The organism is Pseudomonadota bacterium, from assembly GCA_016195085.1.
GTDB lineage: Bacteria > Pseudomonadota > Alphaproteobacteria > SHVZ01 > SHVZ01 > JACQAG01.
Window position 1 is genome coordinate 1 of record JACQAG010000018.1, and the last position, 24,915, is coordinate 24,915.

Below are 24,915 nucleotides of genomic sequence, written 5' to 3' on the forward strand. Positions count from 1 at the left end.
AGACCCGCAAAGATGCTATCGAGGTGGCGCATGCCCGGCTTCCCTTCTGAGTCTCGACAACCAGAAGGTACCCGGCAATCGCAGGGTTTGCCGGGCATGCGCCTGCGACCAATCGACTCATTCCCCGGACACCCGTGCGCGTTGCGGGGGAGGGCGTGATACGACGACCTCGTATCCCCTCCCCCGCGCATAAGCGTGGGGGAGGGCTGGGGTGGGGGCACGGACGCGGGCCTCAGCGCCAGGAGCGCGCCCGCTCGACCGCCTGAGCGAAGCGTTCCTTGAGGCTTCTTTCCAGGCATTGCTCCGGCTCGATGACCGCCCCCGATGGGGCTTGCGGCAGCTCTGAGATCCGTGGCACCAGGCCGGCGCCGAGCAAGGCGCAAAGGCCGACGCCGTAGGCCGTGAGGTCGGCGATCATCGGGACCTTGACCGCGAGCCCGGTGGCGGCGGCGAGGGTCTCGAGGAAGAACCGGTTCCGGCTCAAGCCGCCATCGATCGAGAGCGGGCCGGCGAGCGATGCCGAGGATGCCATTCGCTCCAGCACCTGGGCGGCGCGGAGCGCAATGCCTTCGAGCGCCGAACGCAGGAGATCGGCGCGGCTGGTCTCGAGCCCGAGCCCGAGCCAGAGCCCGGCGGCGCTGCGATCCCAATAGGGAGCGCCCAGCCCGGAGAGCGCGGGCACGAAGACGAGACCGCGCGCGAGCATGGAGGGACCGCTAAAGCCGTCGAGCTCGCCATAATCCTTGAAGAGGCCGAGCGATTTCAGCCAGTCGATGGCCGAGCCGGCGTTGTACACCCCGCCATCGAGCGCGTAGCTGACCTCCCGGCCGATCTGCCAAGCGACCGTCGGCAACAGGCCGCTCGACGGATCGCCCTTGGGCCCACCGCCGGTCAGCATGAGGGCGAAGGCGCCGGTGCCGAAGGTGATCTTGGCGTCGCCCGCGCGGCGGCAGCCATGACCGAAAAGGGCAGCCTGCTGATCGACGATCGAGGCCACCACCGCCGTCCCGCTGCCGCCGATCCGGCCGAATTCGCCGACCGTCGGACGGATCGGCGGCAAGGCCGAGAGCGGCACGCCGAAGAGGCGGCAGAGCTCCGGATCCCAGTCGCGGGTGGCGAGGTTCATGAGGCTGGTGCGCGACGCGGTGGTGACGTCGGTCGCGAAGCATCCGCACAGCCGATCGAGGAAAAACGCATCGCTGGTGCCAAGACGCAGCCGGCCCGCCGCCAGCAGCGAGCCCGCGCCCTCGGCGTGATCCAGGAGCCAGCGGAGCTTGCTGGCGGAGAAATACGGATCCAGCGGCAATCCGGCCCTGGCCAAGGTCAGGGCCTCCGACCCATCGGCCTTCAGCCGGTCGATGAAGGCTCGCGTGCGCGCGTCCTGCCAGACGATGGCGTTGTAAAGCGGACGGCCGGTCTCGCCATCCCAGGCGACGACGGTCTCGCCTTGATTGGCAAGGCCGATGGCGCGTCCCTCCCCGGCGGCTGCGAGACCGGCAACGATGCCGGCGACGAGCTCCTCCGGGTCGTGCTCGACCCATTCCGGGTGGGGCCGATGCTGACGATGGGGCCGCGCCATGATCGAGGTGAAACCGCCTTCGGCATCCAAGGTGAACACCTTGGTCGCGGTGGTCCCTTGATCGATGGCAATGACGCGTTCTAAGTCAGTCCGGCGCAAGCGCCACCTCCAGGCTCCGGAGCCCCTCCACCGAAACGAGATGTCCGGGCAGGCGCAGCCGCCGCTCGGGCAGCGCATGCAGGCGCCGGCTCCAGACCACGCTTCCATTGACGCTGAGGGCGAGGCGGCCGCGAAGCTCGGATTTGACCCGGGCGCGCAGCAGCAGGGGACCCAGGCTTCCTCCGGGCACGGCGATGCGCTGGGGATAGACGAAGGCGAGCGGCCCGGCGATGCGCACCTCGATGAAGCGCCTCGGCTCCGGCAGCGCGCCCCTGAGGCTGGCGGCGACCGCCTCGGCCGCCGCCGCTCCCTCCGCCGCCGCGGTGCCGGCGGTCTCGATGCCGCGCAGCAGGTTGCCGGCGGCGAAGGTGCAAGGATCCGAGCAGCGCCAGTGCTGGTCGATCGCCGGGCCGCCGGTTCCCGGGTCGAGGTCGATGGGCCCGCCCGGCAGCAGTGCCGCCTCCGGGACGAAGCGGCCGGTGAACACCACACCGTCGCAGGAAAGATGCTGCCGGGTTCCGTCCCGTTCGATCTCGACCGACTCCACCCGCTCGCCTCCGTGGATGGCGAGGAGCCGCGTTCGCGTCATCACCTTCACTCCCATGAGCCGCTCGGCGATCCAATCCCCCGGGCGTCGCGCGGTGATGCGCCCGCCCTCCTCCAGCATGGCGATGGCGGCGATCCCCGCATGGCGGAGCGTCAGCAAGGCCGAAAACGACACCAGCTCGGAGCCGACGACGACGGCGCGTTCGAAGGGCTTGGCTTTCATCCGGTAGACGAATTGCTGGAGCGCGCCGGTGGTGAGCACGCCCCAGGGCCGGCTGCCGGAGACGAGGCGCGGGCCGCGCGGCGTCTCCCGAGCCCCGGTCGCCAGCAGCACGCGCTTGGCCTCGATCCGGCGCAACCCCGCTTCGGTCGCAACCTCGATGCGACCGCCCGCCTCGAGCCGGGTGACGGCGCACCCGGTATATGGCGCAACGCCGGCGGCGGCGATGAGACGCTGTGCGTAGGCGGGCCCCGAGAGCGGCCGCCAATACTGCGCCAGTCCAAAGCTGGCATGCCCGCAATGGATGGGAACGCCGCCCGCCTCTCGGGCACGGTCGAGGAGGGCGATGTCGGTGATGCCTTGCTCTCTCAGCACTTTGGCTGCGCTCAAGCCCGCGGGTCCGGCGCCGACGATGACCACGTCGTAGCGTGCGGCGAGACTGGTGCTCACGGGAGGACTCGGGCGAGGGGTTTCGCCAGATGCGGGTCGGCGAGCTCGGCCACGCGGGCGCTGCAATAGAATCCCTGGCACCGACCCAGCATCGCCCGTGTGCGTCGCTTGAGCCCGCCCCAATCTCTGGCCGGCAGCGGACCGGCGAATGCTGCTTCGATCTCGCTTCGCGTCACCAGCTCGCAATGGCAGACGATCTCGCCGCACTCCTTGCTTTGCCAGGGCCGCGGACGCTCCTCCGCCAGATTGGGCACCGGCGTCCAGATCGGCTGGGAGTGTGAGACCTTGCCGCCGAGCTGCCGCTCGTAGAGGCCGAGCACGTGCTGGGCGATCCCGAGGGAGCCGGTGAGCCCGGTCGACCGGATGCCGGCAACCGTGATCCAGGCCCGATCGGGCAAGGCCTCGATCTGGTAGTCGGCGAATTGCGTTGCCGGCCGCAACCCGGCAAAGGCGGTGGTGACGGGAATCCGCGCCAGGCCCGGCAGGCGGCGCTGCCCCAGCTCCATGAGCTCACCCAGACGCGCCTGGTCGACGCCGGCATCATCCCGGCTCCCCTGATCTTCGGCGGTCGGACCCACGAGCAGATTGCCGTAGGCGGTGCGCACCAGCACGATGCCCTTGGTCCGTTCGGTCGGCACCGGGAGAATGATTCTATTGATGAGCCGACTTGCCGGCTTGTCGTAGACGAGGAATTGGCCCTTGCGCGGCCGAATGACGAAAGGGCTCGGTCGCGCGATCGCCTCGACGAGGTCGCCATGGAGCCCGGCCGCGTTCACCACCACCCGAGCCGTGATCGGGCCGCCGGTGGTCTCCAAGCGCCATCCCCGCTCCTCCCGTACGCCCGCGGTCACGGCGATGCCGCGACGCACCCAGCCGCCATGGGCGAGCCCCTGGGAGACATAGGCAAGCGGTGCCGACCAGGGATCGATCACCGACTCCCCGGGCACGACCACAGCACCCAGAGCACCCTCGGCAAGCCCGGGCTCGAGGGCGCGGAGCTCGCCGGCACCGATGAGGCTCGTATCGGCGATCCCATTGGCCGCGGCCTTGTCGCGAATTTTCGCCAAGCGCTCCAGCTCCGCCTCGCTCCACGCCACCACCAAGGCGCCGGTCTTGAGGAGAGGCAGGTTCAGGCGCTCATGGACCCTGAGATACTCGGCATAGCCCCGGCGCATGCAGGCGAGCTCGAGACTGCCCTCGGGCGCATCGAAGCCGGTGTGCAGGATGGCGCTGTTGGCCTTGCTGGCGCCCGACAGAATATCGGGGCCGCGCTCGATCAGGACCGTGGCGGCGCCGGCGAGACCGAAGGCGCGAAACAAGGCGCAGCCCACCACACCGCCGCCGATCACGGCGACGTCGAAATCCCGGCGAAGGGCCCGCTGGGTCATGCGCCTCGACTCCAATCGCCCCCACCCCAGCCCTCCCCCAGCAAAGCTGGGAGAGGGAGTGAGGTCGTCGCCTCATACTCCCTCCCCCGCGCGCAAGCGTGGGGGAGGGCTGGGGTGGGGGCGGCGCGCATCAGGCGATGCCTGGGCTCAGAGGTTGCTCGCCTGGATCGCCTCGCAGACCGCCTTGGTCACCTCGCGCGTCGTCGCGCTTCCGCCGAGATCGGGCGTCCAGCAGCCACTCCGGGTCACGTGCTCGACCGCGCGCATCAGCCGCTGCGAGGCGTCGGCTTCGCCCAGATGCTCCAGCAACATCGCGCCCGTCCAGAATGTCGCGATCGGATTGGCGATGCCCTTGCCGGTGATGTCGAAGGCCGAGCCATGGATCGGCTCGAACATCGAAGGGAACCGCCGCTCGGGGTTGAGGTTGGCGGTCGGCGCCACGCCCAGGCTGCCGGCGAGCGCGCCCGCAAGGTCGCTCAGAATGTCGGCGTGCAGATTGGTCGCCACCACCGTATCGATGCTCGCCGGCCGCTTGACCATGCGCACGGTCATGGCGTCGACCAGCTCCTTGTCCACGCTGACATCGGGAAAGCTTCGACCGACTTCGGCCGCGATCTCATCCCAGAGCACCAGACCGAAGCGCTGCGCGTTCGACTTGGTGACGACGGTCAAGTGCTTGCGCGGCCGCGATCGGGCTAAGGCGAAGGCAAAGCGCATCACCCGCTCGACCCCGGCCCGGGTGAAGATGGCGGTCTCGGTTGCGACCTCTTCGGGGAAGCCGCGATGGGTGCGTCCGCCATTGCCCGCATACTCGCCCTCGCTGTTCTCGCGCACGATGACCCAGTCGAGATCCTCGGGGCGGCAGTCGCGCAACGCCCCCTTGAGGCCGGGCAGGATCCGCGTCGGCCGGACATTGGCGTACTGGTCGAAGCCTTGGCAGATCGGCAGCCGCAATCCCCAGAGCGTCACGTGATCGGGAAGATCCGGCGCGCCGACGGCGCCGAAGAAGATCGCATCGAACGGCCTCAGGCGATCGAGGCCGTCCTCCGGCATCATCCGCCCGTGCTGGCGAAAATAGGCGGATCCCCATGGAAACTCCTCGACCACCAGGCGAAAATCCCCGGCGCGCGCCGCCAGCGCCCGCAGCACCTCGATGCCGGCGGCGATGACCTCGGGGCCGATGCCATCGGCGGGAATGGCGGCGATCTTGTGCTCACGCATGGGCGGGATCCTCGGGCGGAAGGGGGCAGTCGGCGATTGTTCAGCTATATTAATAGGGTGCGCCGTTGCAAGGCCGGCGCCGAGTTCGGCCTTGCCGAGCCCTCAACCCTGGCCTAAATTGCCGCAGTTGCGCCAGCGGACCCCGGCTGAGTACGCGCCGGGATGAACGCGATCCATGTCGCGCCTTCCAGAATGCGGAGGTCTACCAAGGCGATCAAACCGTCGGCCTCGCCACCCGAACCAGCAAATTCCAAGACGATCGAGGCGCCGGCTCCTTCTCTGAGGACGCGGCGGTTGCCATCGATTTGGGGCCTAGCAGAAGATCTGGGCCCGTTCCACGGTGCCAGCGCTGACCCAGAAGGGAGCACCGCTGCCCGGCCTGGATTGGCAGGGTAGAGATGAGCGTATTCGGAATACCGACGAGCTTCCTGGCTTTCCAAAGCCGGGTCCAGCAAGCCACCTCGCTGCTGAGCCTGTTTCAGCCGAGCGGCACCTCGTCCACGCCGCAATCGCTGTTTCCAACCGCGCAGGCACAATTCGCGCTGAGCGCCCCCACCTCGCCCCAACAGATCCTCAACTCCCAAATCAGCCAGCTCGCCAATAACGAGCTCACCACTCTCGTCACGCAGAACACCAACGAGATCAACACCCTCAGCCAGAACCAGACGCCGTCGGTGGCGAATCCGAATGCCAACGTCATCCAGTTTTTCAACAGCCAAAACGCGCTGCTTACCGGCCAGCTGACGCAGAACACGCTCAACTCCTCCAACCCATTCAGCCTGCTGAGCAGCACGACGAGCGCGCTCCTGCAGCAGCTCAGCTTGAACCTGCGCGAGATCACCACGCTCAACGCCAAGCTCGATCCGTCGCTGCCGAACGGCAATCCGGCGGCGGTGAACGTGCTCAATCAGCAGAACGTAACGATCACCAGCGCCATCAACAGCAATCTGACCGCGCTCGCGCAGCTGCCGTCCTTCATCCAGGCATCGCCGCCGCCGGCGCCGCCGAGCCAGTCCGTGCCGTTCTATTTCTTCCCGCCGAGAAACGGGAACCTGCTGAGCCTATCGATCTAGACCGGCTCCCCGGCGCCCGCAGGCGCACATCGCACCACCGGAGGCCCATGGGCTTCTATGTCGCAAGCGCAGAGCTGGGGCGCGTCGGCGAGACCGTGGTCGCGTCGACGCTTGCCGAATTTCGATCCCAGGGGCTCGAGCCCGATCGCTTTGCCATGAGCTTGCTCCTGCACCCGGGGAAGCTGACCCTCGGGGATCCGCCGCTGGAGGCGCCGGTCGGATTCGGTTATCGCTCGGCGGAGCCCTTCTATCCCTGCAGCGTGGTCAAGCTGTTCTATCTCGTCGCCGCGCAAGCGCGGCTCGCCGAGGGCGCCATCCAATTCCACGAGGCGCTCGATCTCGCCATGCGCGACATGATGCTCTACTCCAGCAACACGGCGACGAACTATGTCATCGACCTGGTGACCGGCACCACCGGCGACACGCTCCTGGACGAGGCCGCGCTCGGCGATTGGAGCCATCGGCGCCAATGGGTCAATCGCTACTTCGCCGGGCTCGGCTGGCCGGAGCTGTCGTCGATCAACGTCTCCCAGAAGCTGATGGACGACGTCCGCTACGGCCGGGAACGGCAGTTGCTCGGGCCCGCCGGCCAAAACCACAACCGGCTCACGACCGATGCGACGGCCCGCCTCATCTACGAGCTGTTCCGGGGCCGCGTCGTCGATCCCGAGCACTCCTGGGCCGTCCTCGACTATTTGCGCCGGCCCTTGGACCCCGAATGGGTGGCGGCCGAGCCCCTGGCGCAGGTCACGGGCTTCTTCGGCGAGCCCATGCCGACAGGCACCAGGCTCTGGTCGAAGTCCGGCTGGAGCGGCTGGCTCAGGGATCCGATCTCGAGCTGGGGCCGCCACGATGCGGCCTATTGCGAGCCGCCTTCGGGTCCGGCCTTCACGCTCGTCGCCTTCACCCAGGGCAAGACCATCAGCCAGAATTTCCGCTGCCTTCCCTTCATCGCCGCTTCGGTCCTGCAGGAGCTGGCGCGGCTGTAGCCTGGCGGCTTCGCCCGTCAGGCGAGATCGATGAAGATTCGGCCCGCCTCGATCTTGACCGGATAGATCTTGAGGTTGACGCAGACCGGGGCGCCCTTGGCCTCGCCGGTCCGGTAGTCGAAGCGGCCGTTGTGCTTCGGGCACTCGATGATGGTTCCGCTGACGAAGCCCTCGGCGAGATGCGCTTCCTCGTGGGTACACAAGCCGTCCGTCGCGTAATAGGCATCGTCGGGCGAATGATAGATCGCGTAAGTTCGGCCGTCATGGTCGAAGCGGACGACGTCCTCCCTCTCGACATCATCGGCGGCGCAGGCGGCGACCCAGATCGCCGCGGGTGCCCCGCTCATCGACTCCCCGCAACGGCGCCGGGCATGCGTCTTACGCAATAGCTCGGATCCTTCGATTGGCGCAGCAGCGCCGGAACGATCTCGGCGTAGGCCGCCCACAAGCTCGGATAGGGCGGCGGACAGTCGCTTTTGACCACGGCGTGCAGCCTCGGCAGCGCGTGATAAGGCACCGCCGGGAACATGTGATGCTCGACGTGATAGTTCATGTTCCAGTAGAGGAAGCGCAGCAGCGGGTTCATGGTGACCGTGCGGCTGTTGAGCCGGTGGTCGAGGATGTCCTCGGCGAGACCGGCATGCTGGGTCACGCCGAAGACGACGGCGAGCCAGCCGCCGTAGAAGGTCGGCAGACCGATCAGCATGGCGGGCAGGATGCTGGCGACAGCAGCGCAGGCGGCGGCGACCGCGGCGAAGATCGCCAGATAGATACGGGCAACCACATAGACTCTACCGTGCTCGGCTTCCGGGATGAAGGTCTCTTCCTCCGGCGCGAGCCGGCCGGCGGCATGGATGAAGAGGAGCCGCACCGCTTTCGCGCCCGACTTCAGCGCGAAGAGGTTGAGCAGGATGCCGGGGATATACGCCGGCCTCGGCACGGCGATCTCCGGATCGCGGCCGACGATGATCGTATCGGTGTGATGACGCGCATGGCTCCAGCGCCAAACAGTCGGTTCGCGCAAGATCATGAAGCAGGCAAGCTGGTAGACGACATCGTTCATCCAGCGCGTCTTGAAGGCGGTGCGATGGCCGCATTCATGCCAGCGCGAATCCGAGGAGGAGCCGTAGAGCACGCCATAGACGAAGAAGGCCGGCACGCACCACCACGTGCCCCAGAGCCAGGCCGCGGCGGAGCCGGACAGCGCCAGGGCGGCGATCCAAATCGCGGTGTCGCGGAGGGCGGGCCCATCCGAGCGCTGCATCAGGTCCTTGAGCTGCTTGCGTGGGATCGGAGACTGGTACCAAGCAGCACCGGCCAGGCCCTTCTCTTGGGCCTTCGCCCCCTCCGGGCCGATGAGGCTGTAGTCGCGCGCCCTCGACTCGACTGCCATCCCTCAATGTTCCTGCAGCGGACCGCGGCGGATGAAGATGTTCGGGTCGCGCCGCTGGGCGATCAGAACCGGCACGATCTCGAGCCAGGCATCGGGAAAGCCACGATAGGGTGCGGGCAAATCGTCCTTGATGAGCCGGTGCAGCTTCGGCAGATGATAGAACGGCACCAGCGGGAACATGTGGTGCTCGATGTGATAGTTCATGTTCCAATAGAGGAAGCGCAGGATCGGATTCGAGATGATGGTCCGCGTATTCACCCGGAAATCGTCGACATTCTCCGGCAGGCCGGCATGCTGGGTGTAGGCGGCGAGCATGTGCAGCCAAGCCCCCGACATCCGCGCACCAAAGGTGTAGACGAGCGGCATCCAGCTCTGCAACGCCGCCGAGGCGAGGATGATGGCCGCATATCCCGCCAGCATGGCCCGCGCCGACCACACGATCGCCGGTCTTTCCGCTTCCGGCACCTCTGCCGCCAGAACCGGCTCGAAGCGCCCTGAGGCCAAGCTCACGATCCGGGAGAGCTTTGCCGGGAGCGATCTCAACCGAAACAAATCGAGCGCGATCAGCACTAAGTTCGGCGGCCGCGGCGTTTGGATCTCCGGATCGATCCCGGTCCGGTAGGTGTGCGAGTGATGCTTGGTGTGAAGCCAACGGTCGCTGAGCGGCTCATTGACGCCCATGAAGCCGGCCAACCAATGGACCGCCGCATTGATGGCGGGCGAGCGAAAGGCGGTGCGGTGGTGAGTCTCGTGCCGAAGCGACTCGATGAATCCATAGATCGCGCCATAGACGATGAATGCCAGCGCGCCCGGCAGCGTGCCCCAATAGGCGTAGCTCACCCACCCCGACGCCGCGAGCGCGCCAAGGAAACCCGCAAGCCGCGTCAGCGGGACCAGGTCGCTACGGCGCATGAGCTCCTTCAAGGTCTTGCGGTCGACCCCGGGGCGAAACCAATCGCCGACGATTTCCGCCATCGATCCCTACCCCACGAGGCTCATTTGACGGCGCCCAGGGTCAGACCCTGGATGACGAAACGCTGGCCGAAGAACATGAGGAGAATTGCAGGAATCGTCGCCACGATCGAGGCGGCCGCCATCTGGCTGTGCTGCACCTCATATTGCTGCGCGAACAAGGCGATGCCAACCGGCACCGTCGCGGTCGCTCGCGAGGTCAAGTTGAGGGCGATCGCGAACTCGTTCCAGCTAAAGACGAAGGCGAGAACGCCGGCGGCGATGAGCCCAGGGACGACCAGAGGCAAGGCCACCAGCCGGAAGGCCTGGGCCCGCCGGCAACCGTCGATCTCGGCGGCCTCCTCCAACTCCTTCGGGATCTCGCGGAAGAACGCCAGCAACAGCCAGATCGTCATCGGCAAGTTGATGGTGACATGGGTCAGGATCAATGCTGCGCGCGTGTCGTAGAGACCGAGCTCGCGGAAGACCAGATACCAGGGCCCGACCAAGGTCATCACCGGAATCATGTGGAAGACGAGCAGCCAGCCGAGGAGGCCGACCGAGAACCATTTGGCCCAGACGAAGCGATGGAGCGAATAGGCGGCGAGCGCGCCTAGGGTGAGCACCGACACGGTGCTGGCGCCGGCGACGACGAGGCTGTTCCAAACATTGCTGAGGAAATCGGAGCGGCGCGACAGGAACACGTCGATGTAGTTGCTCAAGGTCGGGGCAAACACCCAGGAACCCTGGTAGATGTCGATCTGGTATTTGAACGAGCTCATCAGGATCCAGAGGAACGGCAGCACGATCGCAAGCACGATCGTCGGCAGCAGCACGTATTGCAGCGGGCCATGGGAGGCGAGCGGTCTAGCCATGGCGAACCTGCACCCGGAGCGCCGCGCGTCGGCCGACCAATAGGAGCGAGACGATCATCAAGATGAGCGAGATCGACAGCATCGCACCATAGCCCAGTTGGTTCTGGACGAAGAAGACGTTGTAGATATGCAGGCTGATGAGGTCGGTCGCGGTGCCGGGACCGCCGGCGGTCAGCAGGAAGACCTCATCGAAGGTCTTGAAGGCGAGCACGGCACGGAAGACGAAGGCGACCGCGGTCGCCGGCATCAGCAAAGGCAGGATGACGTGGCGGGTGATCTGTCCGCGGCTGGCGCCGTCGAGATGGGCGGCCTCGATCACGTCGACCGGCAGCGCCTCGACCGCGGCAAACAGGATGAGAAAGATGAACGGGACCCAATGCCAGACATCGACGATGATGACCGAGACCAGCGCCAGGCTGGGCTGGCCCAGCCAATCCACGCGCTCGATCCCGAGCACCCCGATCGCCTGGTTGATGACGCCGAAATCGTAGTTGTAGATGAGCCTCCACATGCTGCCGATGGCGACCGGCGGCACCAGGATCGGCAGGATCATGACGGTGCGCATCGGGCCTTTGCCGCGCCGGACCCTGGAGACGAAAATCGCAAGCGCGAGCCCGATGATCATCTCGGCAGCGACCGAGACCGCGACGAAGACGAGCGTGTTCACGATCGCCGGGCGGAGCACGGGATCGTTCAGCAAGAGAGCGACATTGGCCATAGGCGCGAAGGCGACGCGCTCGACGCCGCCTTCGAAGCTGATGGTCGACAGGCTCATGTGCAGAAGGCGCAGTATCGGGTAGACCGAGAGGCCGAGGAACAAGAGGATGGCCGGAAGCAGGCTCCAATAGGGAAAGGCCGCGTCCAGCTTCTTGCCCAAGCGTCGGCGCAAGGGCCGGGCAGCGTCACCCATGCGCGAAGCCGGCCCGGCCGCCTGCCCCGAAAGCACCCCCATCACTCGGAGAGCGGCGCCAGCATCCCCGTCTTGCGTCCGGTGCGCGTGAAGATGGCGCTGATCTCCTTGGCGGCGTTGTTGAGCGCGGCAGCGGGGGTAAGCTCGCCGATGAGCGCCTGATTGAGGCGCAGGCCCAGCACCTGCTCGACCTCCGCACCCTCGGCATAGCCCAGCACCTGCTGGGCGGTTTTCATGCCTTCGTTATAGGCGGCCATCCAGCGGTATTTGGGATTCTGCGCCAGGTCGGAGGCGAGCACGTCGGCGCGGACCGGGATGGCGCCGGCCTCGGCATAGGCGCGCTGCGCCTCCTTGCCGACGAACCACTTAAGGAACGTCATCGCCGCCTTCTGCCGGTCGGCCGGGACATTCTTCGGTACCGCCAGATTCCAGTTGCCGATGACGACGCCGGGCTTGCCACCCACCGGCGCCGGGTCGACGGCGGCCGCCGCCTTGCCGACAATGGCGGACTTGGTCGGATCCTCGAGGTTCGACCAGGCGGCGATGACGGACTGCATGGTCAAGGCCTTGCCGCTCGCCATCAACTGGATCATGTCGGCCTGGCCGATCGAAGCGTAATTGGCCGGGCCGCACTCCACCATCAGCTTCTTGAAGGTGTCGAGCGCCTGCAGCGCCTTCGGGCTGTTCACGGTGACCGTGTAGTCGCCGTTCTCCGCGTCTGCCACGATCTCGGCGCCGTAACCCAGCATGAACGGCATCCAGTCGAAGCGGATGCCGTTGCCGCGCTCGCCGCGGGTGATGAAGCCGTAGAGGTCCGGCTTCTTCTGCAGCTTCCGGCAGGCGGCGAAGAGATCGTCATAGGTCTTCGGTGCCGCCAAGCCCGCCTGGTCGAACAGGTCCTTGCGGTAGACCAGGACATGGGTATTGCAATTCGGCACCACCGCCATGAGCTGGCCGCCATTTGGCGTGCGGAAGCGCTTCTGCGGATTCCAGTAATGCGAGTTGCCGCAGGTCAGCACCTCCGGCGGCAGAGCATAACCGGGCTCGATCTCGGTGAGCGGCTTGAGGAAGCCGCCCTCGTAGAACTCGATCGTCCATTGGGTGTCGAGATTGACCAGATCATAGGGGCTGGTGCTGCCCCGGACCGCGTTCCGCGCCTTCTCCAACATGCCGTTATAGGGCGTCACATCGAGGGTGACCTTGTTGCCGGTTTCCTTCTCGTACCGGCCCACCACCGCCTCGAAGCCGGCGTACCAGGGCGAGGAGTTGATCTCGATGGTGATCGGCGCCTGCTTGCCGATTTGGGCCGTTGCCGGCCCGTGCATGAAGAGGGCGAGCGCGATCGCCAAGATCGCTGCGGCGTATGGTTTTCTTAAGGCCATCTGTTCCTCCCAGTGCTCGGTCGGTGGCGGGGAAGACTGCGTTTGCGTCCCGGACATCCTATGCGGCCAGCTCGAGCTCGACTCCGTAGCGCGCGAACATTTCCACCGGCGCATCGTGGGCGCGCATTGCCGCGGCGATGCCGGCGAGGATGCGGCGCTCGATCGCCGGGTCACGGAACGGCCTGAGCTGCTTGGGATCGGTCTGGATGTCGTAGAGGGTCGTGCCGACGCCGGGATCGAACAGCTTGCCGTCATGCATCGGGATACGGCGCGAATCCTTGAGCGCATCGACGCGCAAGATCGGCATGCCCTTGGTGAAATCGAACGGCTCGCGCAAGATCGCCGTGCGCATCTCCGCTGCGCTGAAGAGCGTGTGCAGGTGTGTGGGCATCAGCGTGTATTCGTGCAGTCCCGGCGCATAGAGGTCGCCGGGGTAGAGGTAGTAGGTGTAGCGGCCGTCGGTGGCGCCGATCGGTCCGCCGAACATGCCGAAGATGCCGACTGCGCGGGTCTCTTGATCCTGCGTCAAGAGCGGCAGAAGCGAGCGCCCGCGCGTCTCCGCCGGCGCCTCGATCCCGAAGATGTCGAGGAACGTCGGCATCAGATCCATGGTCTGGGTCAGCGACCGCCGCCGACCGCCCGCGTGAGCGGCCGCGCCGGGATGGTGGATCATCAACGGAATGTGGGAGATCTCGGTGTAGTAGGGCATCAGGTTCTTGCCCCACCAATCGTGCTCGGCCAAGAGGAAGCCGTGGTCCGTGGACAGGATGAGCGCCGTATCCTTCCACAAATCATGCGCGTCGAAATAGTCGAGCAGGCGGCCGAAATAATGGTCGCACGCGGTCATGAGAGCGGCGTAGTTGGCGCGGATCTCGGCGATCTCCTCGGCGCTGTCGGTCACCTTCTCGTAATGCGGCCAGTCGAGCACGCCGCCATTCCATCCGGTGCGGTAGCGGTCCTTGAAGCGGTCGGGCGCATGGAACGGCTCATGCGGGTCGAAGCACTCCAGATGCAGGAACCAATCGTCCGCGCCGCGGTTGAGGTCGAGGAACTCGAAGGCGCCGTCGAAGCAGCGCGGCAGGCAAAAGTCCTTTTCCTCGACCATGTATTCGCGATTGATCGCGTGCTGGAGCCGCTTCCAGCTCGCCGCGAAATCGTAGTGCTTGGCGTTGTATTTCTCGCGGAAGCGCTCGACGGGCGGCTGCACCATCGCCTTCCATGGGTCGTATTCCTGGCCGCGCACGAAATCCCAGGTCCGGAACCGCCCGTGATAGGTAGCACCGCCATCCTCGAAGTAGTGCATGTGGTCGGTGACCAGGTGCGAATGGATTCGCGCCTCGCGCAGCATCTCGGGGAAGGAATTGTCGAACGGCTCCAGGGGCCCCCAGCTGCGATGCAGGAAGTTGAGCCGTCCGGTATGGAGATCGCGGCGCGCCGGCATGCAGGGCAAGCTGCCGACGAAATGGCTGTCGAAGGTGACCGCCCGTTCGGCAAAGCGCGCGAAATTCGGCGTATGAACGTGGGTCTTGCTGTAGCAGCTCATCGCCGTCCGATTCAGCGAATCGAACAGCACGAAAACGGCCCGCATCGCGGCAGTTCCTCCTTAGGACGGCGCGGCTCCTGCGCGCTTGCCGTCAAGCTTCCCACCGGATCCAGAGATAGGTAAAATTCTTTTTATCGCTTGACCCATAACCAGAAAGAATAGCTTGCCCCAGAATATCGCGTTGCTGCGGCAGTTCCTGGCGGTGGCGAAGGCCGGCAGCGTCAGCGCCGGGGCGCAAGCCCTGGCCATGAGCCAGCCGGCGGTGAGCAAGGCCATCCACCGGCTCGAGGACGAGCTCGGCGTCGTGCTGTTCGAGCGGCGAGCCCGCGGCGTCCTGCCGACGCGCTTCGGCAAGGCGCTCTTGCGCCACGCGAAGCTGATCGAGACCGAATGGAGCTTCGCCCAGGCGGAGATCACCGCCTTCCGCAAGGGCCATGTCGGCCAGCTCCGCATCGGCGGCGGGCCGTTCTTCGGGGTGGCGCTCTTGCCGCTGGCGATCGCCAAGCTGCACCAGCGTTATCCGAAGCTGCGGATCGATCTTCGCATCGGAGTCAATACCAACATGCTGCCGCGCTTGCTGGACGGCGATGTCGACATCCTGGTCGGCCGCTTGATGGAGCCCGACGATCTGCCAAGCTACGTCGTGCGCCGGCACATCGCGGATCTGCGTCTGGCCTTGATCGCTTCCCGCGATCATCCGCTGGCCGGCCGGCGCCGGATCGACGGACGCGCGCTCGCAAACTACCCGTTCGTCGTCTATCAGGAGGACCGCGAAGGCATCGCCGCCATGATCGCCGCCATGGCTCGCCTTGGCGCCAAGCCGCCGCGCATTCTGGTCGAGTCGACCTCGCTCCTGGCCGTGTTCCAGCTTCTCAGGTCCGGACCTTACCTCTCCTATCTCGCTCCGGGCCTGCTGCGGGCAGCGTTCACCTCCGACCTCGTCGAGATCAAGATTTCCGAGAGCGTATCGCAGTTCTCCGCTGGCGCGATGTTTCCGCGGACGCTCGCCAATGTCGAGCCGGTGGAGATGCTGGTCGACCTGCTCCGCCAAGGCGCCCAGCCGATCGAGGCTTGGGGCTAGGAGCCCGTCCTCGATCACGGCTTCGGTGACGAGGCAAGCCGGTGCGCCTTACGCGGGTGCGCTTGACCCGACACGGCACGGCCGATAGCGTCGCGGTCAATGGGTGCGGACCTGGTTCCGCGCCTGCACCCTAAAGACCCGGCAGCGGGCAAGCGTCTCTGGGGACGAAATGCCATCGGTCGCGACCGCAAAGGCCAGCGAAGGAAATGTTGCCCTCGTCACCGGCGGCGGCCAAGGGCTCGGGCGCGCCGTCGCGATCGCCTTCGCGCGGCGCCGCTGGCGGGTAATCGTCACCGACATCAACGCGACGACAGCGGAGGAGGCTGCGGCGGCGTGCCGGGCGCTTGGCGCCGAAGCGCGGTCGATCGCGATCGACCTCGCCACCGCGGAAGGTCCGGCGAGGCTGGTGGAGCTGGCGATTGCCGCCTTCGGGCGCGTGGATGCGCTCGTCAACAACGCCGGCTACGGCACCGGCGAAGCCTTCCTCGAGATGACGGCGGCCACCTGGGACCGCACGCTTGATCTCAACCTCCGCGCCGTGGCCCTCGCCACCGCAGCCGCCGGCAAGCACATGGCGGCGCGCAAATCGGGGCGCATCGTCAACGTGACCTCGCCCGCTTCGCGCATGGCGCTGCCCAACTACACCGCCTATGCCGCCAGCAAGGCCGGCGTCGATGCGCTCACCCGTGCCGCCGCGCTGGCGCTGGCGCCGCACGGCGTCTTGGTGAACAGCGTGGCGCCGGGGATGATGGACACGCCCTTGCAGCGCGCGACCGAGACGATCTTCGCCAAGCTCGAAGGCCGCAATGACGTCGAGCAGTTCCTGGCCGAGCGCACAAGGCGGATTCCCTTGGGCCATCGCACCGATTGCGAGACGGTGGCCGAGGCCGTCATCTGGCTCGCCGCCGATGCACCCGCCTACATCACCGCCGAGCGGCTCAACGTCTCCGGCGGCCTGGATCGGGACTAGCCCATGGCGGTGAAGAATCTTCCGGCGGACGACGATCCCATCGGCTTCCTCGAGGAGAAGGCCTGGCGGCTGCGCCGGCACATGCTGGGCATGGCCGCCGGCAAGGGCCAGGGTTACATCGCCCAGGGGCTCGGCATCGCCGATGCGTTGGCGGCCCTCTATTTCCATGAGCTCCGCCACGATCCGGAGAATCCGCGCTGGCCCGGCCGCGACCGCTTCATCCTGTCGACCGGCCATTATTCGATCGCCCTCTGGGCAACCCTCGCCGAGGCCGGGGTCATACCCGCCGACGAGCTCGCGACCTACGGCGCCGATGGCAGCCGGCTCGAGATGAGCACGCTCGACTCCACGCCCGGCGTCGAGGTGATCGGCGGCTCCCTCGGTCACGGGCTCGGCCAGGCCGTCGGCATGGCGCTGGGACTCCGGTACCGGCGCGGCGACCAGCGGGTGTTCGTCGAGCTGTCGGACGGCGAGATGCAGGAGGGCTCCACCTGGGAGGCCGCCATGTCGGCCGCGCATTTCGGGCTCGACAATCTGGTGGCGCTCATCGACTGCAACGGCATTCAAGCCGATGGCGCCATCGTCATGAATCTGGAGCCGGTGGCGGCCAAGTGGCGCGCCTTCGGCTGGGAGACGAGCGAGATCGACGGCAATGCCATGCGCGAGATCGTCAATGCGCTCCACGGCGCCCGCAGCCGCAACCAGCGGCCGAAGGCGATCGTGCTGCGCACGCTTCCCGGCAAGGGTGTCGCGACCCTGGAGGCCCGCGAGAAGGCGCATTTCGTCCAGGTCGGCAATGATGAATGGGAAAGGCTCATCGCCGAGCTGGAGGCCGCCCATGGCTAAAGCCGGCCGCACGCTCGCCATGGGCGAGAACGAGACGCTCGCAGGCCGCGCCGCCGTCGAGGCGCCCTTCGGCAAGGCGCTGGCGGAGCTGGGGCGCGAGCGCTCCGACGTGGTGGGTCTCACCGCCGATCTCGGCAAATACACCGACATCCTGCCGTTTCGCGACGCCTTTCCCGACCGCTTCTTCAATCTCGGCATGGCCGAGCAGAATCTGATCGCGGTCGCCGCCGGCATGGCGAAGACCGGCTGCATGCCCTACTGCACCACCTACGGCGTCTTCGCCACCAGGCGGGCCTACGATTTCATCGCCATCGCCTGCGCCCACAGCCGCGCGCCCGTTAGGATCGTGGCCGGGCTGCCGGGCCTGACCACGGGCTATGGCGGCACGCATCAGGCGATCGAGGATCTGGCGCTGATGCGCATGGTGCCGGGCCTGACGGTGATCGATCCCTGCGATGCGACCGAGATCGGCCAAGCGACCCGGGCCATCGCCGATGTCGATGGCCCGGTCTATATGCGGCTCCTGCGCGGCCAGGTGCCGGTCGTGCTGGATCCAAGCGCCTATCGCTTCCAGGTCGGCCGCGCCAGCCTGCTGAGGGATGGCCGCGATATCGGCATCGTCTCGACCGGGTTCATGACCGAGCGCGCGCTGGCAGCGGCAAAGCGCCTCGAAGCCCACGGCATTGGTGCCGCCGTGCTGCATGCCTCCACCCTGAAGCCCTTCGACGGCGATGCGGTCGCCGAGCTCGCCCGCCGCGTCGACCGGCTGGTCAGCATCGAGAACCACGTCGCCACCGGCGGTCTCGGCAGCCTGGTGGCGGAGCTCGTCGCCGACCGGCGGATCCCGACCAAGCTCACACGGCTCGGGCTCCCCGACCGTTTCATCGAATGCGGCTCGGTGCCCTTCCTGCAGGATAAGTACGGCCTCACCGCCGACAGATTGGTCGAGACGATCCGACAGCTTTGACATTGAGCAAGCATCGATGATCAACGGGGGCCCCCACCCCAACCCTCCCCCGCGGTCGCGGGGGAGGGAGTAAAACGGACGCCACTCCTACCCCCTCCCCCACCGCTTAGGTGGGGGAGGGTTGGGGTGGGGGCACCGCGCGAGACCGACATCAGCTCCAAGGGGAATAGCACCATGCCAAGACGCGCTGCCGCGCCGAGACTCGAACCGCCCGCCGACATGCCGAAGCGCCGGCTGGCGAAGATCCGGCGCATCGAGACGCATGTCGTCGGCACGAAATGGTGCAACTGGGTGTTTGCGCAGGTCTTTACCAATGACGGCCTCGAGGGAATCGGCGAAGGCACCTGCGAATTCCAGCCGAAGGCGGTGGAAGCCGCGATCCGGCAGCTGGCAACGCGCGCGGTCATCGGCAACTCGGCCTTCGACATCGAGCGCCTGTGGCAGGACATGTTCCGCGGCGAGTTCGCCCGCGGCGGGCCGATCCTGAACAGTGCCATCGGCGCCATCGAGATGGCGATGTGGGACATCGTCGGCAAGGCGCTGGGCCGGCCGGTCTACGACCTCTTGGGCGGCCGCGTGCATGAGCGGCTCTCGGCCTATGCCAATGCCTGGTACGGCACCGGTGCCGGTATCAAGGACATCGCCAAGGCCGCCGCCGCAGTGAAGGGCCGGGGCTATCGCGGGCTCAAATTCGACCCCTTCCTCGATGCCGGCCGCGATCCCGACTACACGACGATGAAGTACGCGGTCGACGTGGTTGCCGCCGTCCGCGACGCGGTCGGACCGGAGATGGAGCTGATGGTGGACTGCCATGGCCGCTTCAGCCCGGCTTCCGCCATCCAGATCGCCCAGGCGCTCGAGCCCTATCGCCTCTACTGGTACGAAGAGCCCACCGATCCGGAAAACGTCGCGGCCTTGGCCAAAATCGGCCGCAGCATCAAGACCCGGCTCGCCACCGGCGAGCGCTGCTACACCAAGTATCATCTGCAGGCGCTGTTGAGAGACTGCGAGGTGGGCGTGCTGCAGCCCGACATCATCCATGTCGGCGGCATCCTGGAGGCGAAGAAGATCGCCGCCATTGCGGACGCCAGCTACACGCCGGTCTCCTACCACAACCCGTTCGGGCCGGTGGCGACGGCGGCGGCGATCCAGCTCGACGCCTGCACCACCAACATCATCATGCAGGAGTCGTTCTGCGAATACAGCGCGCACTGGCGCTTCGATCTGCTCGAGCACGCGCCCAGGCCCCGGGGCGGCCATTACGACATCCCCGATCGACCGGGCCTCGGCGTCGGCCGGTTCAACGTCGAGGCGGCGCAGGCGCATCCCTTCGACGCCGACGCCTTCCTGCCGATGTGGCGGAAGGGCTGGACACGGAACTTCTGAGCGCCCCTTGCCACCCGGCGTTGACCCTGTTTTCCCGGCCCTGATAGAGTGGCGCGCAAGCGTCCTCGAAAGGGCGCATCGATAATCAACACCGCTCCGGGAGGATTCACATGCTCGCCTCACGCATCATCCGCGGTCTCGCCATGGCTGTCGGGCTCTTTGCCTTTGGCATGGCGCTCCCCGCCTCGGCCCAGAAGGTCACCATCAAGTTCGCGACCGTGGTGCCCGACGGGCCGGCCGCCGAGATCCTGGCGATGAAGGCCTTCAAGAGCTACGTCGAGTTCCATTCCGACAAGGCGATCGAGGTGCGCCTGTTCCTGGGCTCGGTCGGCGGCGAGCGCGAGATCACCGAGCAGGTGAAGCAGGGCACTCTCGAGATGGGCCTCTCCGCCGACGGCGCGGTCGCCGGCTTCTACAAGGAGATCCAGGTCTTCTCCATCCCCTATCTGTTTCCCTCCGCACCGGTCGCCTGGGCCTTTTTCGATCATCCCTTCGCGCAGAAGCTGGCCGAGGACATGCGGCAGAAGACCGGCATCCGTACCTTGAGCTTCTCCGAGAACGGCTTCCGCAACCTGACCAACAATGTGCGCCCGATCAAAACGCCGGACGACATGAAGGGCATCAAGATGCGGACCATGGAAAGCCCGGTGTTCATGACCTTCATGCGCTCGCTGGGTGCAGCACCGACGCCGATCAGCGCCGCCGAGATGGTGCTCGCCTTGAAGCAGGGCGTGGTCGACGGTCAGGAGAACCCGACCTTGATCATCCACGATTTCGGCATCGCCGACGTGCAGAAATACATGTCGATGGACGAGCACATCTACAGCCTGCACCTCGTCATGATCAACGACGAGTTCTACGCCAAGCTGCCCACCGGCTATAGGCAGATCGTCCAGGACGGCGCCCGCGTGCTGCGCGGCGTCTCGGGCACGCGCAAGGCGGCCCTCCAAGAGGAGTATGTCGGCAAGATCAAGGCCAAGGGCGTGCAGGTCTACATCACCAGCCCGGAAGAGAAGGAAGCCTTCCGCAAGGCGAGCCAAGAGCCGGTCCGCAAGTTCATCGAAGAGCAGGTGGGCAAGGAGCTGACCGCCGGCCTCCTGTCGGCGGTCGCCGACGCCAGCAAATCCGTCTACGGCTTCTGAGGACGCTGTCGACCCTCGATCACACGTTTTGCTGATCGAAGGACCCTCACCCCAACCCTCTCCCGCATTGCGGGAGAGGAAGGGACCCGCGTCTTCGCGGGAGGGTGAGGGCCGTCACTGCCATCCGCGATGACCGGAACCGCCTATCGCTTCGCCCTTTGGCTGACCCGCGCCTGCGAGACGATTGCCGCCGTGCTCGTGCTGCTGGTGGTCGTCTTCAACACCGCGCAGGTGTTCTTCCGCTACGTCGTCGGCGATCCGCTCGGCTGGACCGAGGAGGCGATGCGCTACAGCATGGTCTGGGTCGCCTTTCTCGGCTCGAGCGCGCTGGTCTTCCGCGGCGAGCACCCCGCGATCCAGATCGGCCGCGTGGTCAAGTCCCGCGTCCTTGCCGCTTCCATTCATTACCTCGGGCTCGCCGCCATCGCGAGCTTCAGCGCGATCCTCGTCTGGAAGGGCCTGCCGGTGGCGATCGGCAACCGCAGCCAGACCTCGCCAGCAGCGCAAATCCCGATGATCTATCCCTATCTCGCCGTCGGCGTCGGCGGCTCGCTTATGCTGATCAAGGTCGCCTGCCTTCTGGTCTTGCCGCCCGGCACGTTTGCGGCCTCGGAGAGCGATGTCAGGGCCGGTGACGTGGCATGATGGCGCTCGGCTTCGCCTTCGCCTCGCTCATGCTCATCGGCGTTCCCATCGCCTTTGCCATGGGCCTCGCCGGCGCCATCAGCCTCATCGCCCAGGATCTCCGGCTGGTGGCGGTGCCAACCAGGATGTTCACCGGCATCGACAGCTTCGTGCTGTTGGCGGCCCCCTTCTACATTCTGGCCGGCGAGCTCATGGGCCGCAGCGGCATCACCCAGCGGCTGGTCAAGCTCTCCATGCTGATCACCGGCCGGGTCTCCGGCGGTACCGCCTATGGCTGCGTGGTGGCCTCGATCTTCTTCTCCGGCATTTCCGGGACCGCCGTCGGCGATGCGGCAGCACTGGGGCAAATCTTCATCAAGGAGATGCCGAAGGAAGGCTACACCGTCGAGTATTCCTCGGCCTTGGTGGTGGCGGGCTCGATGATCGGGCCGATCATCCCGCCATCGGTGATCATGGTCATCTTCAGCGCCGTCTCCCAAGTCTCCATCATCAGCCTGTTCATCGCCGGCGTGGTGCCCGGACTGCTCCTGGGTCTGGCTCTTGCCGTCGTCATCTTCCTCCAGAGCCGGTTGGGCAAGGGCTTGCCGCGGTCGAGCTTCTCCATGGAGGGGGAGAAGATCGGCACGGTGATCGTCGAAGGCGCCATGGTCCTGACCCTACCGGTGTTCATCGTCGGCGGCTCGGTCTCCGGCGTGTTCACGCCGACCGAGGCGGGCGGCACCGCCGTCCTCTACACCCTCTTGATCGGCTGGCTCGCCTTCCGCAAGCTCGATCGCCGGCAGATCTGGGACTCGCTCGTGGTGGCGGCCCGGGTCAGCGCGTCGATCTACCTGATCCTGGCGGCCTCCGAGGTCATGTCCTACGCGATGACCTTTGCCGGTATCGATATCTGGGTGCGCGGCGTCTCCGACGGGTTCCAAAGCCATCCGGTCGTCTTCCTGCTGCTGGTGGCGGTGTTTCTCGTCGTCGTCGGCACCTTCCTCGAGCCGGGACCGGCGATCGTCATCTTCGTGCCGCTGTTCATGCCGATCGCCAAGTCGCTCGGCATCGATCCCATCCAGTTCGCCATGGTGTTCATCCTGACCTTGACCCTCGGCCTGTCGACGCCGCCGGTCGGCCTCTGCCTGTTCGTGGCCGGCAAGATCGGCAACGTGCCCATGGGCAGGCTGTTCAAGGCGCTCTTGCCCTTCTTCTTCGCGGAGAAGGCGGTGGTGATCCTGTTATGCCTGGTGCCGGAGCTGTCTTCGGGCCTGGAGCGGCTGTTCAAGTAGCCGGTCGACCGCCTCAGCTTCCGTGCAGATGGCAGGCGACGCCGCGCCCCTCGCCCATAGGAGTCCAGGGGGGATAGACGCTGCGGCAGATCTCCATCGCCTTGGGACAGCGGGTGTGGAAATGGCAGCCCGAAGGCGGGTTGACGGCGGAGGGCACCTCGCCTTCCAGCGCGCGCATGGCGACCTTCGCCTTCGGATCGGGGACCGGCGAGGAGTCGCGCAAGAGCTGGGTATAGGGGTGCAGCGGCTCATCGAAGATGCTGGGAATCGGCCCCTCCTCGACGATGCGGCCGAGATACATGACCGCCATGCGCTGGCAGAAATAGCGCACCACGCCCAGATCGTGCGAGATGAAGAGATAGCTCAAGCCATGGTCGCGCTGGAGGCGCTGCAGCAAGATGAGGATCTGCGACTGGATGGAGACGTCGAGGGCGGAGACCGGCTCATCGGCCACCACCAGCTCGGGCCCTAACGCCAGCGCGCGGGCGATGCCGATGCGCTGGCGCTGGCCTCCGGAGAACTCATGGGGATAGCGCCAGCGCGACTCCGGTGCCAGGCCGACCTCGGCCAGGAGCGCTTCGACCCGCTCCTCGATCTCCTTGGGCGTGCCGAGCCCATGGACGCGCATGGGCTCGGCCAAGGCTTTGCCGATCATTCGCCTGGGGTTGAGCGAGGAGTACGGATCCTGGAAGACGATCTGCAGCTTCTGGCGGAGGTAATCGAGCCGGCGCCGCGGTGCCGCCAGCACGTCCTCGCCGTGGAACCTGACGCCGCCGGAATCCGGCTCGACCAGGCGCAAGACGGCGCGGCCCACCGTCGATTTGCCGCAGCCGGATTCGCCGACGAGCCCGAAGGCCTCCCCGGCGGCAACCGTGAACGACACCTCGTCCACGGCGCGCACGATGGTCGTCTCGGGATTGGGAAAGCCGCGCTTGCTGGTGAAGAATTTGCGCAGCCGCTCGACTTCGAGCACCAGCTCAGGCATGCGCCGCCTCCGGCACCAACGGTGCCCGCACCCAGCAGCGCGCCGAATGGGCGGCATCGCCGCCGACCGGCGCCAAGACCGGCTCCTCTCGCGTGCAGATCGGCTGCTTCATGGGGCAGCGGTCCTGGAAGCGGCAGCCCGACGGCATCCGGCTGATCGACGGCACCTGGCCGGGGATCGTCTCGAGGCCGCCCATGTCGCGGTCGACCCGCGGGATCGAGCGCAAGAGCAGCTCGGTATAGGGATGCGTCGGGCTCTCGAACAAGCTCTCGACGGTGGCCGTCTCCACGATCTCGCCCGCATACATGACCGCAACCCGGTCGGCGATGGAGGCGACCACGCCCAAATTGTGGGTGATGAAGATCATCGCCATGCCATAGGCGGATTTGAGCTCCGCCAGGAGCGAGAGGACCTGCGCCTGGATGGTGACGTCGAGGGCCGTCGTCGGCTCGTCGGCCAAAAGGATCGAGGGTCGGCAGGCAAGCGCAATGGCGATCATCACCCGCTGGCGCATGCCGCCGGAGAACTGGTGGGGATATTCATGGAAGCGCCGCTTCGCCGAGGGGATCTTCACCTGCTCCAGGAGATCGAGCGCCACCCGGTCGGCCTGCTGGCGGCCCATGTCGCGGTGGTAGCGGAGCGCCTCGGCGATCTGAAAGCCCACATTCAGCACCGGATTGAGCGAGGTCATCGGCTCCTGGAAGATCATCGCCAACCGATCGCCGCGCAGGCGACGCATCGCCTCATCGGGCATGCCGACCAGCTCTTGCTCCTCGAAGCGGATGCTGCCCTCGATCCGCCCGGATTCTTCCGGAACCAAGCCCATGATCGACAGCGCCGTCATGCTCTTGCCGCAGCCGGACTCGCCAACGAGGGCCAAGGTCTCGTCGCGGCCAAGGGTAAAGCTCAGCTGCCGCACGGCCGGGTACCAGCGCCCACCGAGGCGGAAGGAGGTGGTGAGATTCTCGACCGCGAGGATCGGTTGGTTCACGCCGGACATCGG

General features: G+C 66.6%; 23 protein-coding genes. 10 read left to right on the forward strand and 13 right to left on the reverse strand.

Translation table 11 applies throughout. The features are described 5' to 3' along the window. Positions 1–232 precede the first annotated feature (232 nt). The 4 genes from HY058_04765 to HY058_04780 form a co-directional block, all read right to left on the reverse strand. Positions 233–1,756 carry a glycerol kinase gene (locus tag HY058_04765; protein MBI3496596.1) on the reverse strand — a complete coding sequence of 508 codons (1,524 nt, stop codon included), beginning with the start codon at positions 1,754–1,756 and terminating at the stop codon, positions 233–235. Further along, positions 1,665–2,894, reverse strand: a complete 1,230-nt coding sequence (locus HY058_04770; GenBank protein MBI3496597.1) for an FAD-dependent oxidoreductase — start codon at positions 2,892–2,894, stop codon at positions 1,665–1,667. Before HY058_04770 ends, HY058_04765 begins: the two co-directional genes overlap by 92 nt. Continuing rightward, complete coding sequence (locus HY058_04775) at positions 2,891–4,282, reverse strand: NAD(P)/FAD-dependent oxidoreductase (protein MBI3496598.1); 1,392 nt, start codon at positions 4,280–4,282, stop codon at positions 2,891–2,893. Before HY058_04775 ends, HY058_04770 begins: the two co-directional genes overlap by 4 nt. 147 nt (positions 4,283–4,429) lie before the next feature. Then, positions 4,430–5,503, reverse strand: coding sequence for a tartrate dehydrogenase (locus HY058_04780; protein MBI3496599.1), 1,074 nt, complete (start codon positions 5,501–5,503; stop codon positions 4,430–4,432). 398 nt (positions 5,504–5,901) lie between these two features. Here HY058_04780 and HY058_04785 point away from each other — a divergent pair, with 398 nt between their 5' ends. Both HY058_04785 and HY058_04790 read left to right on the forward strand, forming a co-directional pair. Beyond that, complete coding sequence (locus HY058_04785; protein ID MBI3496600.1) at positions 5,902–6,576, forward strand: hypothetical protein; 675 nt, start codon at positions 5,902–5,904, stop codon at positions 6,574–6,576. A 47-nt stretch (positions 6,577–6,623) separates the two neighbouring features. Beyond that, positions 6,624–7,565: a serine hydrolase gene (locus HY058_04790; protein MBI3496601.1), complete on the forward strand. Its 942-nt coding sequence runs from the start codon at positions 6,624–6,626 to the stop codon at positions 7,563–7,565. Between the two features lie 17 nt (positions 7,566–7,582). On the opposite strand, the gene HY058_04795 is transcribed toward HY058_04790, so the two are convergent. Genes HY058_04795 through HY058_04825 form a run of 7 tightly spaced genes read right to left on the reverse strand, consistent with a single transcriptional unit; the run spans position 7,583 to position 14,664 of the window. Then, positions 7,583–7,912: a Rieske 2Fe-2S domain-containing protein gene (locus tag HY058_04795; GenBank protein ID MBI3496602.1), complete on the reverse strand. Its 330-nt coding sequence runs from the start codon at positions 7,910–7,912 to the stop codon at positions 7,583–7,585. Further along, the gene (locus HY058_04800; protein ID MBI3496603.1) at positions 7,909–8,958 is read right to left on the reverse strand and encodes a fatty acid desaturase family protein; all 1,050 of its coding nucleotides are present in this window, start codon (positions 8,956–8,958) and stop codon (positions 7,909–7,911) included. The genes HY058_04795 and HY058_04800 overlap by 4 nt, the downstream gene beginning before the upstream one ends. Before the next feature lie 3 nt (positions 8,959–8,961). After that, positions 8,962–9,933, reverse strand: coding sequence for a fatty acid desaturase (locus tag HY058_04805; protein ID MBI3496604.1), 972 nt, complete (start codon positions 9,931–9,933; stop codon positions 8,962–8,964). A gap of 20 nt (positions 9,934–9,953) precedes the next feature. Continuing rightward, a complete protein-coding gene (locus HY058_04810) occupies positions 9,954–10,784 on the reverse strand; it encodes a carbohydrate ABC transporter permease (GenBank protein MBI3496605.1) in 831 nt (276 codons plus the stop codon). Continuing rightward, on the reverse strand, positions 10,777–11,694 hold the full coding sequence (locus tag HY058_04815) for a sugar ABC transporter permease (protein ID MBI3496606.1): 918 nt from the start codon (positions 11,692–11,694) through the stop codon (positions 10,777–10,779). The genes HY058_04810 and HY058_04815 overlap by 8 nt, the downstream gene beginning before the upstream one ends. Positions 11,695–11,735: 41 nt before the next feature. After that, positions 11,736–13,076 (reverse strand): extracellular solute-binding protein, encoded by a 1,341-nt coding sequence (locus tag HY058_04820; protein ID MBI3496607.1) that lies wholly within the window; start codon positions 13,074–13,076, stop codon positions 11,736–11,738. 58 nt (positions 13,077–13,134) lie between these two features. Continuing rightward, the gene (locus tag HY058_04825; protein ID MBI3496608.1) at positions 13,135–14,664 is read right to left on the reverse strand and encodes a sulfatase; all 1,530 of its coding nucleotides are present in this window, start codon (positions 14,662–14,664) and stop codon (positions 13,135–13,137) included. Between the two features lie 118 nt (positions 14,665–14,782). Between HY058_04825 and HY058_04830 the strand changes: the two genes are divergently transcribed. From HY058_04830 to HY058_04865, 8 genes are all read left to right on the forward strand, one after another. Next, positions 14,783–15,700: a LysR family transcriptional regulator gene (locus HY058_04830; protein ID MBI3496609.1), complete on the forward strand. Its 918-nt coding sequence runs from the start codon at positions 14,783–14,785 to the stop codon at positions 15,698–15,700. Between the two features lie 169 nt (positions 15,701–15,869). Beyond that, positions 15,870–16,670 (forward strand): SDR family oxidoreductase, encoded by an 801-nt coding sequence (locus HY058_04835; protein MBI3496610.1) that lies wholly within the window; start codon positions 15,870–15,872, stop codon positions 16,668–16,670. A 3-nt stretch (positions 16,671–16,673) separates the two neighbouring features. After that, positions 16,674–17,516 carry a transketolase gene (locus HY058_04840; protein MBI3496611.1) on the forward strand — a complete coding sequence of 281 codons (843 nt, stop codon included), beginning with the start codon at positions 16,674–16,676 and terminating at the stop codon, positions 17,514–17,516. Next, positions 17,509–18,483: a transketolase family protein gene (locus HY058_04845; protein ID MBI3496612.1), complete on the forward strand. Its 975-nt coding sequence runs from the start codon at positions 17,509–17,511 to the stop codon at positions 18,481–18,483. The genes HY058_04840 and HY058_04845 overlap by 8 nt, the downstream gene beginning before the upstream one ends. 174 nt (positions 18,484–18,657) lie before the next feature. Continuing rightward, positions 18,658–19,869: a mandelate racemase/muconate lactonizing enzyme family protein gene (locus HY058_04850; GenBank protein ID MBI3496613.1), complete on the forward strand. Its 1,212-nt coding sequence runs from the start codon at positions 18,658–18,660 to the stop codon at positions 19,867–19,869. Positions 19,870–19,979: 110 nt separating this feature from the next. Then, a complete protein-coding gene (gene dctP / locus HY058_04855) occupies positions 19,980–21,011 on the forward strand; it encodes a TRAP transporter substrate-binding protein DctP (GenBank protein MBI3496614.1) in 1,032 nt (343 codons plus the stop codon). A gap of 129 nt (positions 21,012–21,140) precedes the next feature. Beyond that, positions 21,141–21,656, forward strand: a complete 516-nt coding sequence (locus tag HY058_04860; protein MBI3496615.1) for a TRAP transporter small permease — start codon at positions 21,141–21,143, stop codon at positions 21,654–21,656. Further along, positions 21,653–22,927, forward strand: coding sequence for a TRAP transporter large permease (locus tag HY058_04865; protein MBI3496616.1), 1,275 nt, complete (start codon positions 21,653–21,655; stop codon positions 22,925–22,927). Before HY058_04860 ends, HY058_04865 begins: the two co-directional genes overlap by 4 nt. A gap of 13 nt (positions 22,928–22,940) precedes the next feature. Here HY058_04865 and HY058_04870 read toward each other — a convergent pair whose 3' ends face one another. Both HY058_04870 and HY058_04875 read right to left on the reverse strand, forming a co-directional pair. Beyond that, a complete protein-coding gene (locus tag HY058_04870; protein ID MBI3496617.1) occupies positions 22,941–23,912 on the reverse strand; it encodes an ATP-binding cassette domain-containing protein in 972 nt (323 codons plus the stop codon). Beyond that, entirely contained in the window at positions 23,905–24,912 is a 1,008-nt protein-coding gene (locus HY058_04875; GenBank protein MBI3496618.1) for an ABC transporter ATP-binding protein, read from the reverse strand. The genes HY058_04870 and HY058_04875 overlap by 8 nt, the downstream gene beginning before the upstream one ends. Positions 24,913–24,915: the final 3 nt, after the last annotated feature.

Excerpts from the sequence above, each read along its gene's own strand:
- HY058_04840 (MBI3496611.1), top strand. The coding sequence starts at position 16,674 with ATGGCGGTGAAGAATCTTCCGGCGGACGACGATCCCATCGGCTTCCTC.
- HY058_04805 (MBI3496604.1), bottom strand. The coding sequence starts at position 9,933 with ATGGCGGAAATCGTCGGCGATTGGTTTCGCCCCGGGGTCGACCGCAAG.
- HY058_04860 (MBI3496615.1), top strand. The coding sequence starts at position 21,141 with ATGACCGGAACCGCCTATCGCTTCGCCCTTTGGCTGACCCGCGCCTGC.
- HY058_04875 (MBI3496618.1), bottom strand. The coding sequence starts at position 24,912 with ATGTCCGGCGTGAACCAACCGATCCTCGCGGTCGAGAATCTCACCACC.
- HY058_04820 (MBI3496607.1), bottom strand. The coding sequence starts at position 13,076 with ATGGCCTTAAGAAAACCATACGCCGCAGCGATCTTGGCGATCGCGCTC.
- HY058_04765 (MBI3496596.1), bottom strand. The coding sequence starts at position 1,756 with ATGCGCTGCCCGAGCGGCGGCTGCGCCTGCCCGGACATCTCGTTTCGG.
- HY058_04795 (MBI3496602.1), bottom strand. The coding sequence starts at position 7,912 with ATGAGCGGGGCACCCGCGGCGATCTGGGTCGCCGCCTGCGCCGCCGAT.
- HY058_04790 (MBI3496601.1), top strand. The coding sequence starts at position 6,624 with ATGGGCTTCTATGTCGCAAGCGCAGAGCTGGGGCGCGTCGGCGAGACC.
- HY058_04780 (MBI3496599.1), bottom strand. The coding sequence starts at position 5,503 with ATGCGTGAGCACAAGATCGCCGCCATTCCCGCCGATGGCATCGGCCCC.
- HY058_04835 (MBI3496610.1), top strand. The coding sequence starts at position 15,870 with ATGCCATCGGTCGCGACCGCAAAGGCCAGCGAAGGAAATGTTGCCCTC.
- HY058_04815 (MBI3496606.1), bottom strand. The coding sequence starts at position 11,694 with ATGGGTGACGCTGCCCGGCCCTTGCGCCGACGCTTGGGCAAGAAGCTG.
- HY058_04850 (MBI3496613.1), top strand. The coding sequence starts at position 18,658 with ATGCCAAGACGCGCTGCCGCGCCGAGACTCGAACCGCCCGCCGACATG.
- HY058_04800 (MBI3496603.1), bottom strand. The coding sequence starts at position 8,958 with ATGGCAGTCGAGTCGAGGGCGCGCGACTACAGCCTCATCGGCCCGGAG.
- HY058_04865 (MBI3496616.1), top strand. The coding sequence starts at position 21,653 with ATGATGGCGCTCGGCTTCGCCTTCGCCTCGCTCATGCTCATCGGCGTT.
- HY058_04810 (MBI3496605.1), bottom strand. The coding sequence starts at position 10,784 with ATGGCTAGACCGCTCGCCTCCCATGGCCCGCTGCAATACGTGCTGCTG.
- HY058_04870 (MBI3496617.1), bottom strand. The coding sequence starts at position 23,912 with ATGCCTGAGCTGGTGCTCGAAGTCGAGCGGCTGCGCAAATTCTTCACC.
- HY058_04825 (MBI3496608.1), bottom strand. The coding sequence starts at position 14,664 with ATGCGGGCCGTTTTCGTGCTGTTCGATTCGCTGAATCGGACGGCGATG.
- HY058_04785 (MBI3496600.1), top strand. The coding sequence starts at position 5,902 with ATGAGCGTATTCGGAATACCGACGAGCTTCCTGGCTTTCCAAAGCCGG.
- dctP (MBI3496614.1), top strand. The coding sequence starts at position 19,980 with ATGCTCGCCTCACGCATCATCCGCGGTCTCGCCATGGCTGTCGGGCTC.
- HY058_04845 (MBI3496612.1), top strand. The coding sequence starts at position 17,509 with ATGGCTAAAGCCGGCCGCACGCTCGCCATGGGCGAGAACGAGACGCTC.
- HY058_04775 (MBI3496598.1), bottom strand. The coding sequence starts at position 4,282 with ATGACCCAGCGGGCCCTTCGCCGGGATTTCGACGTCGCCGTGATCGGC.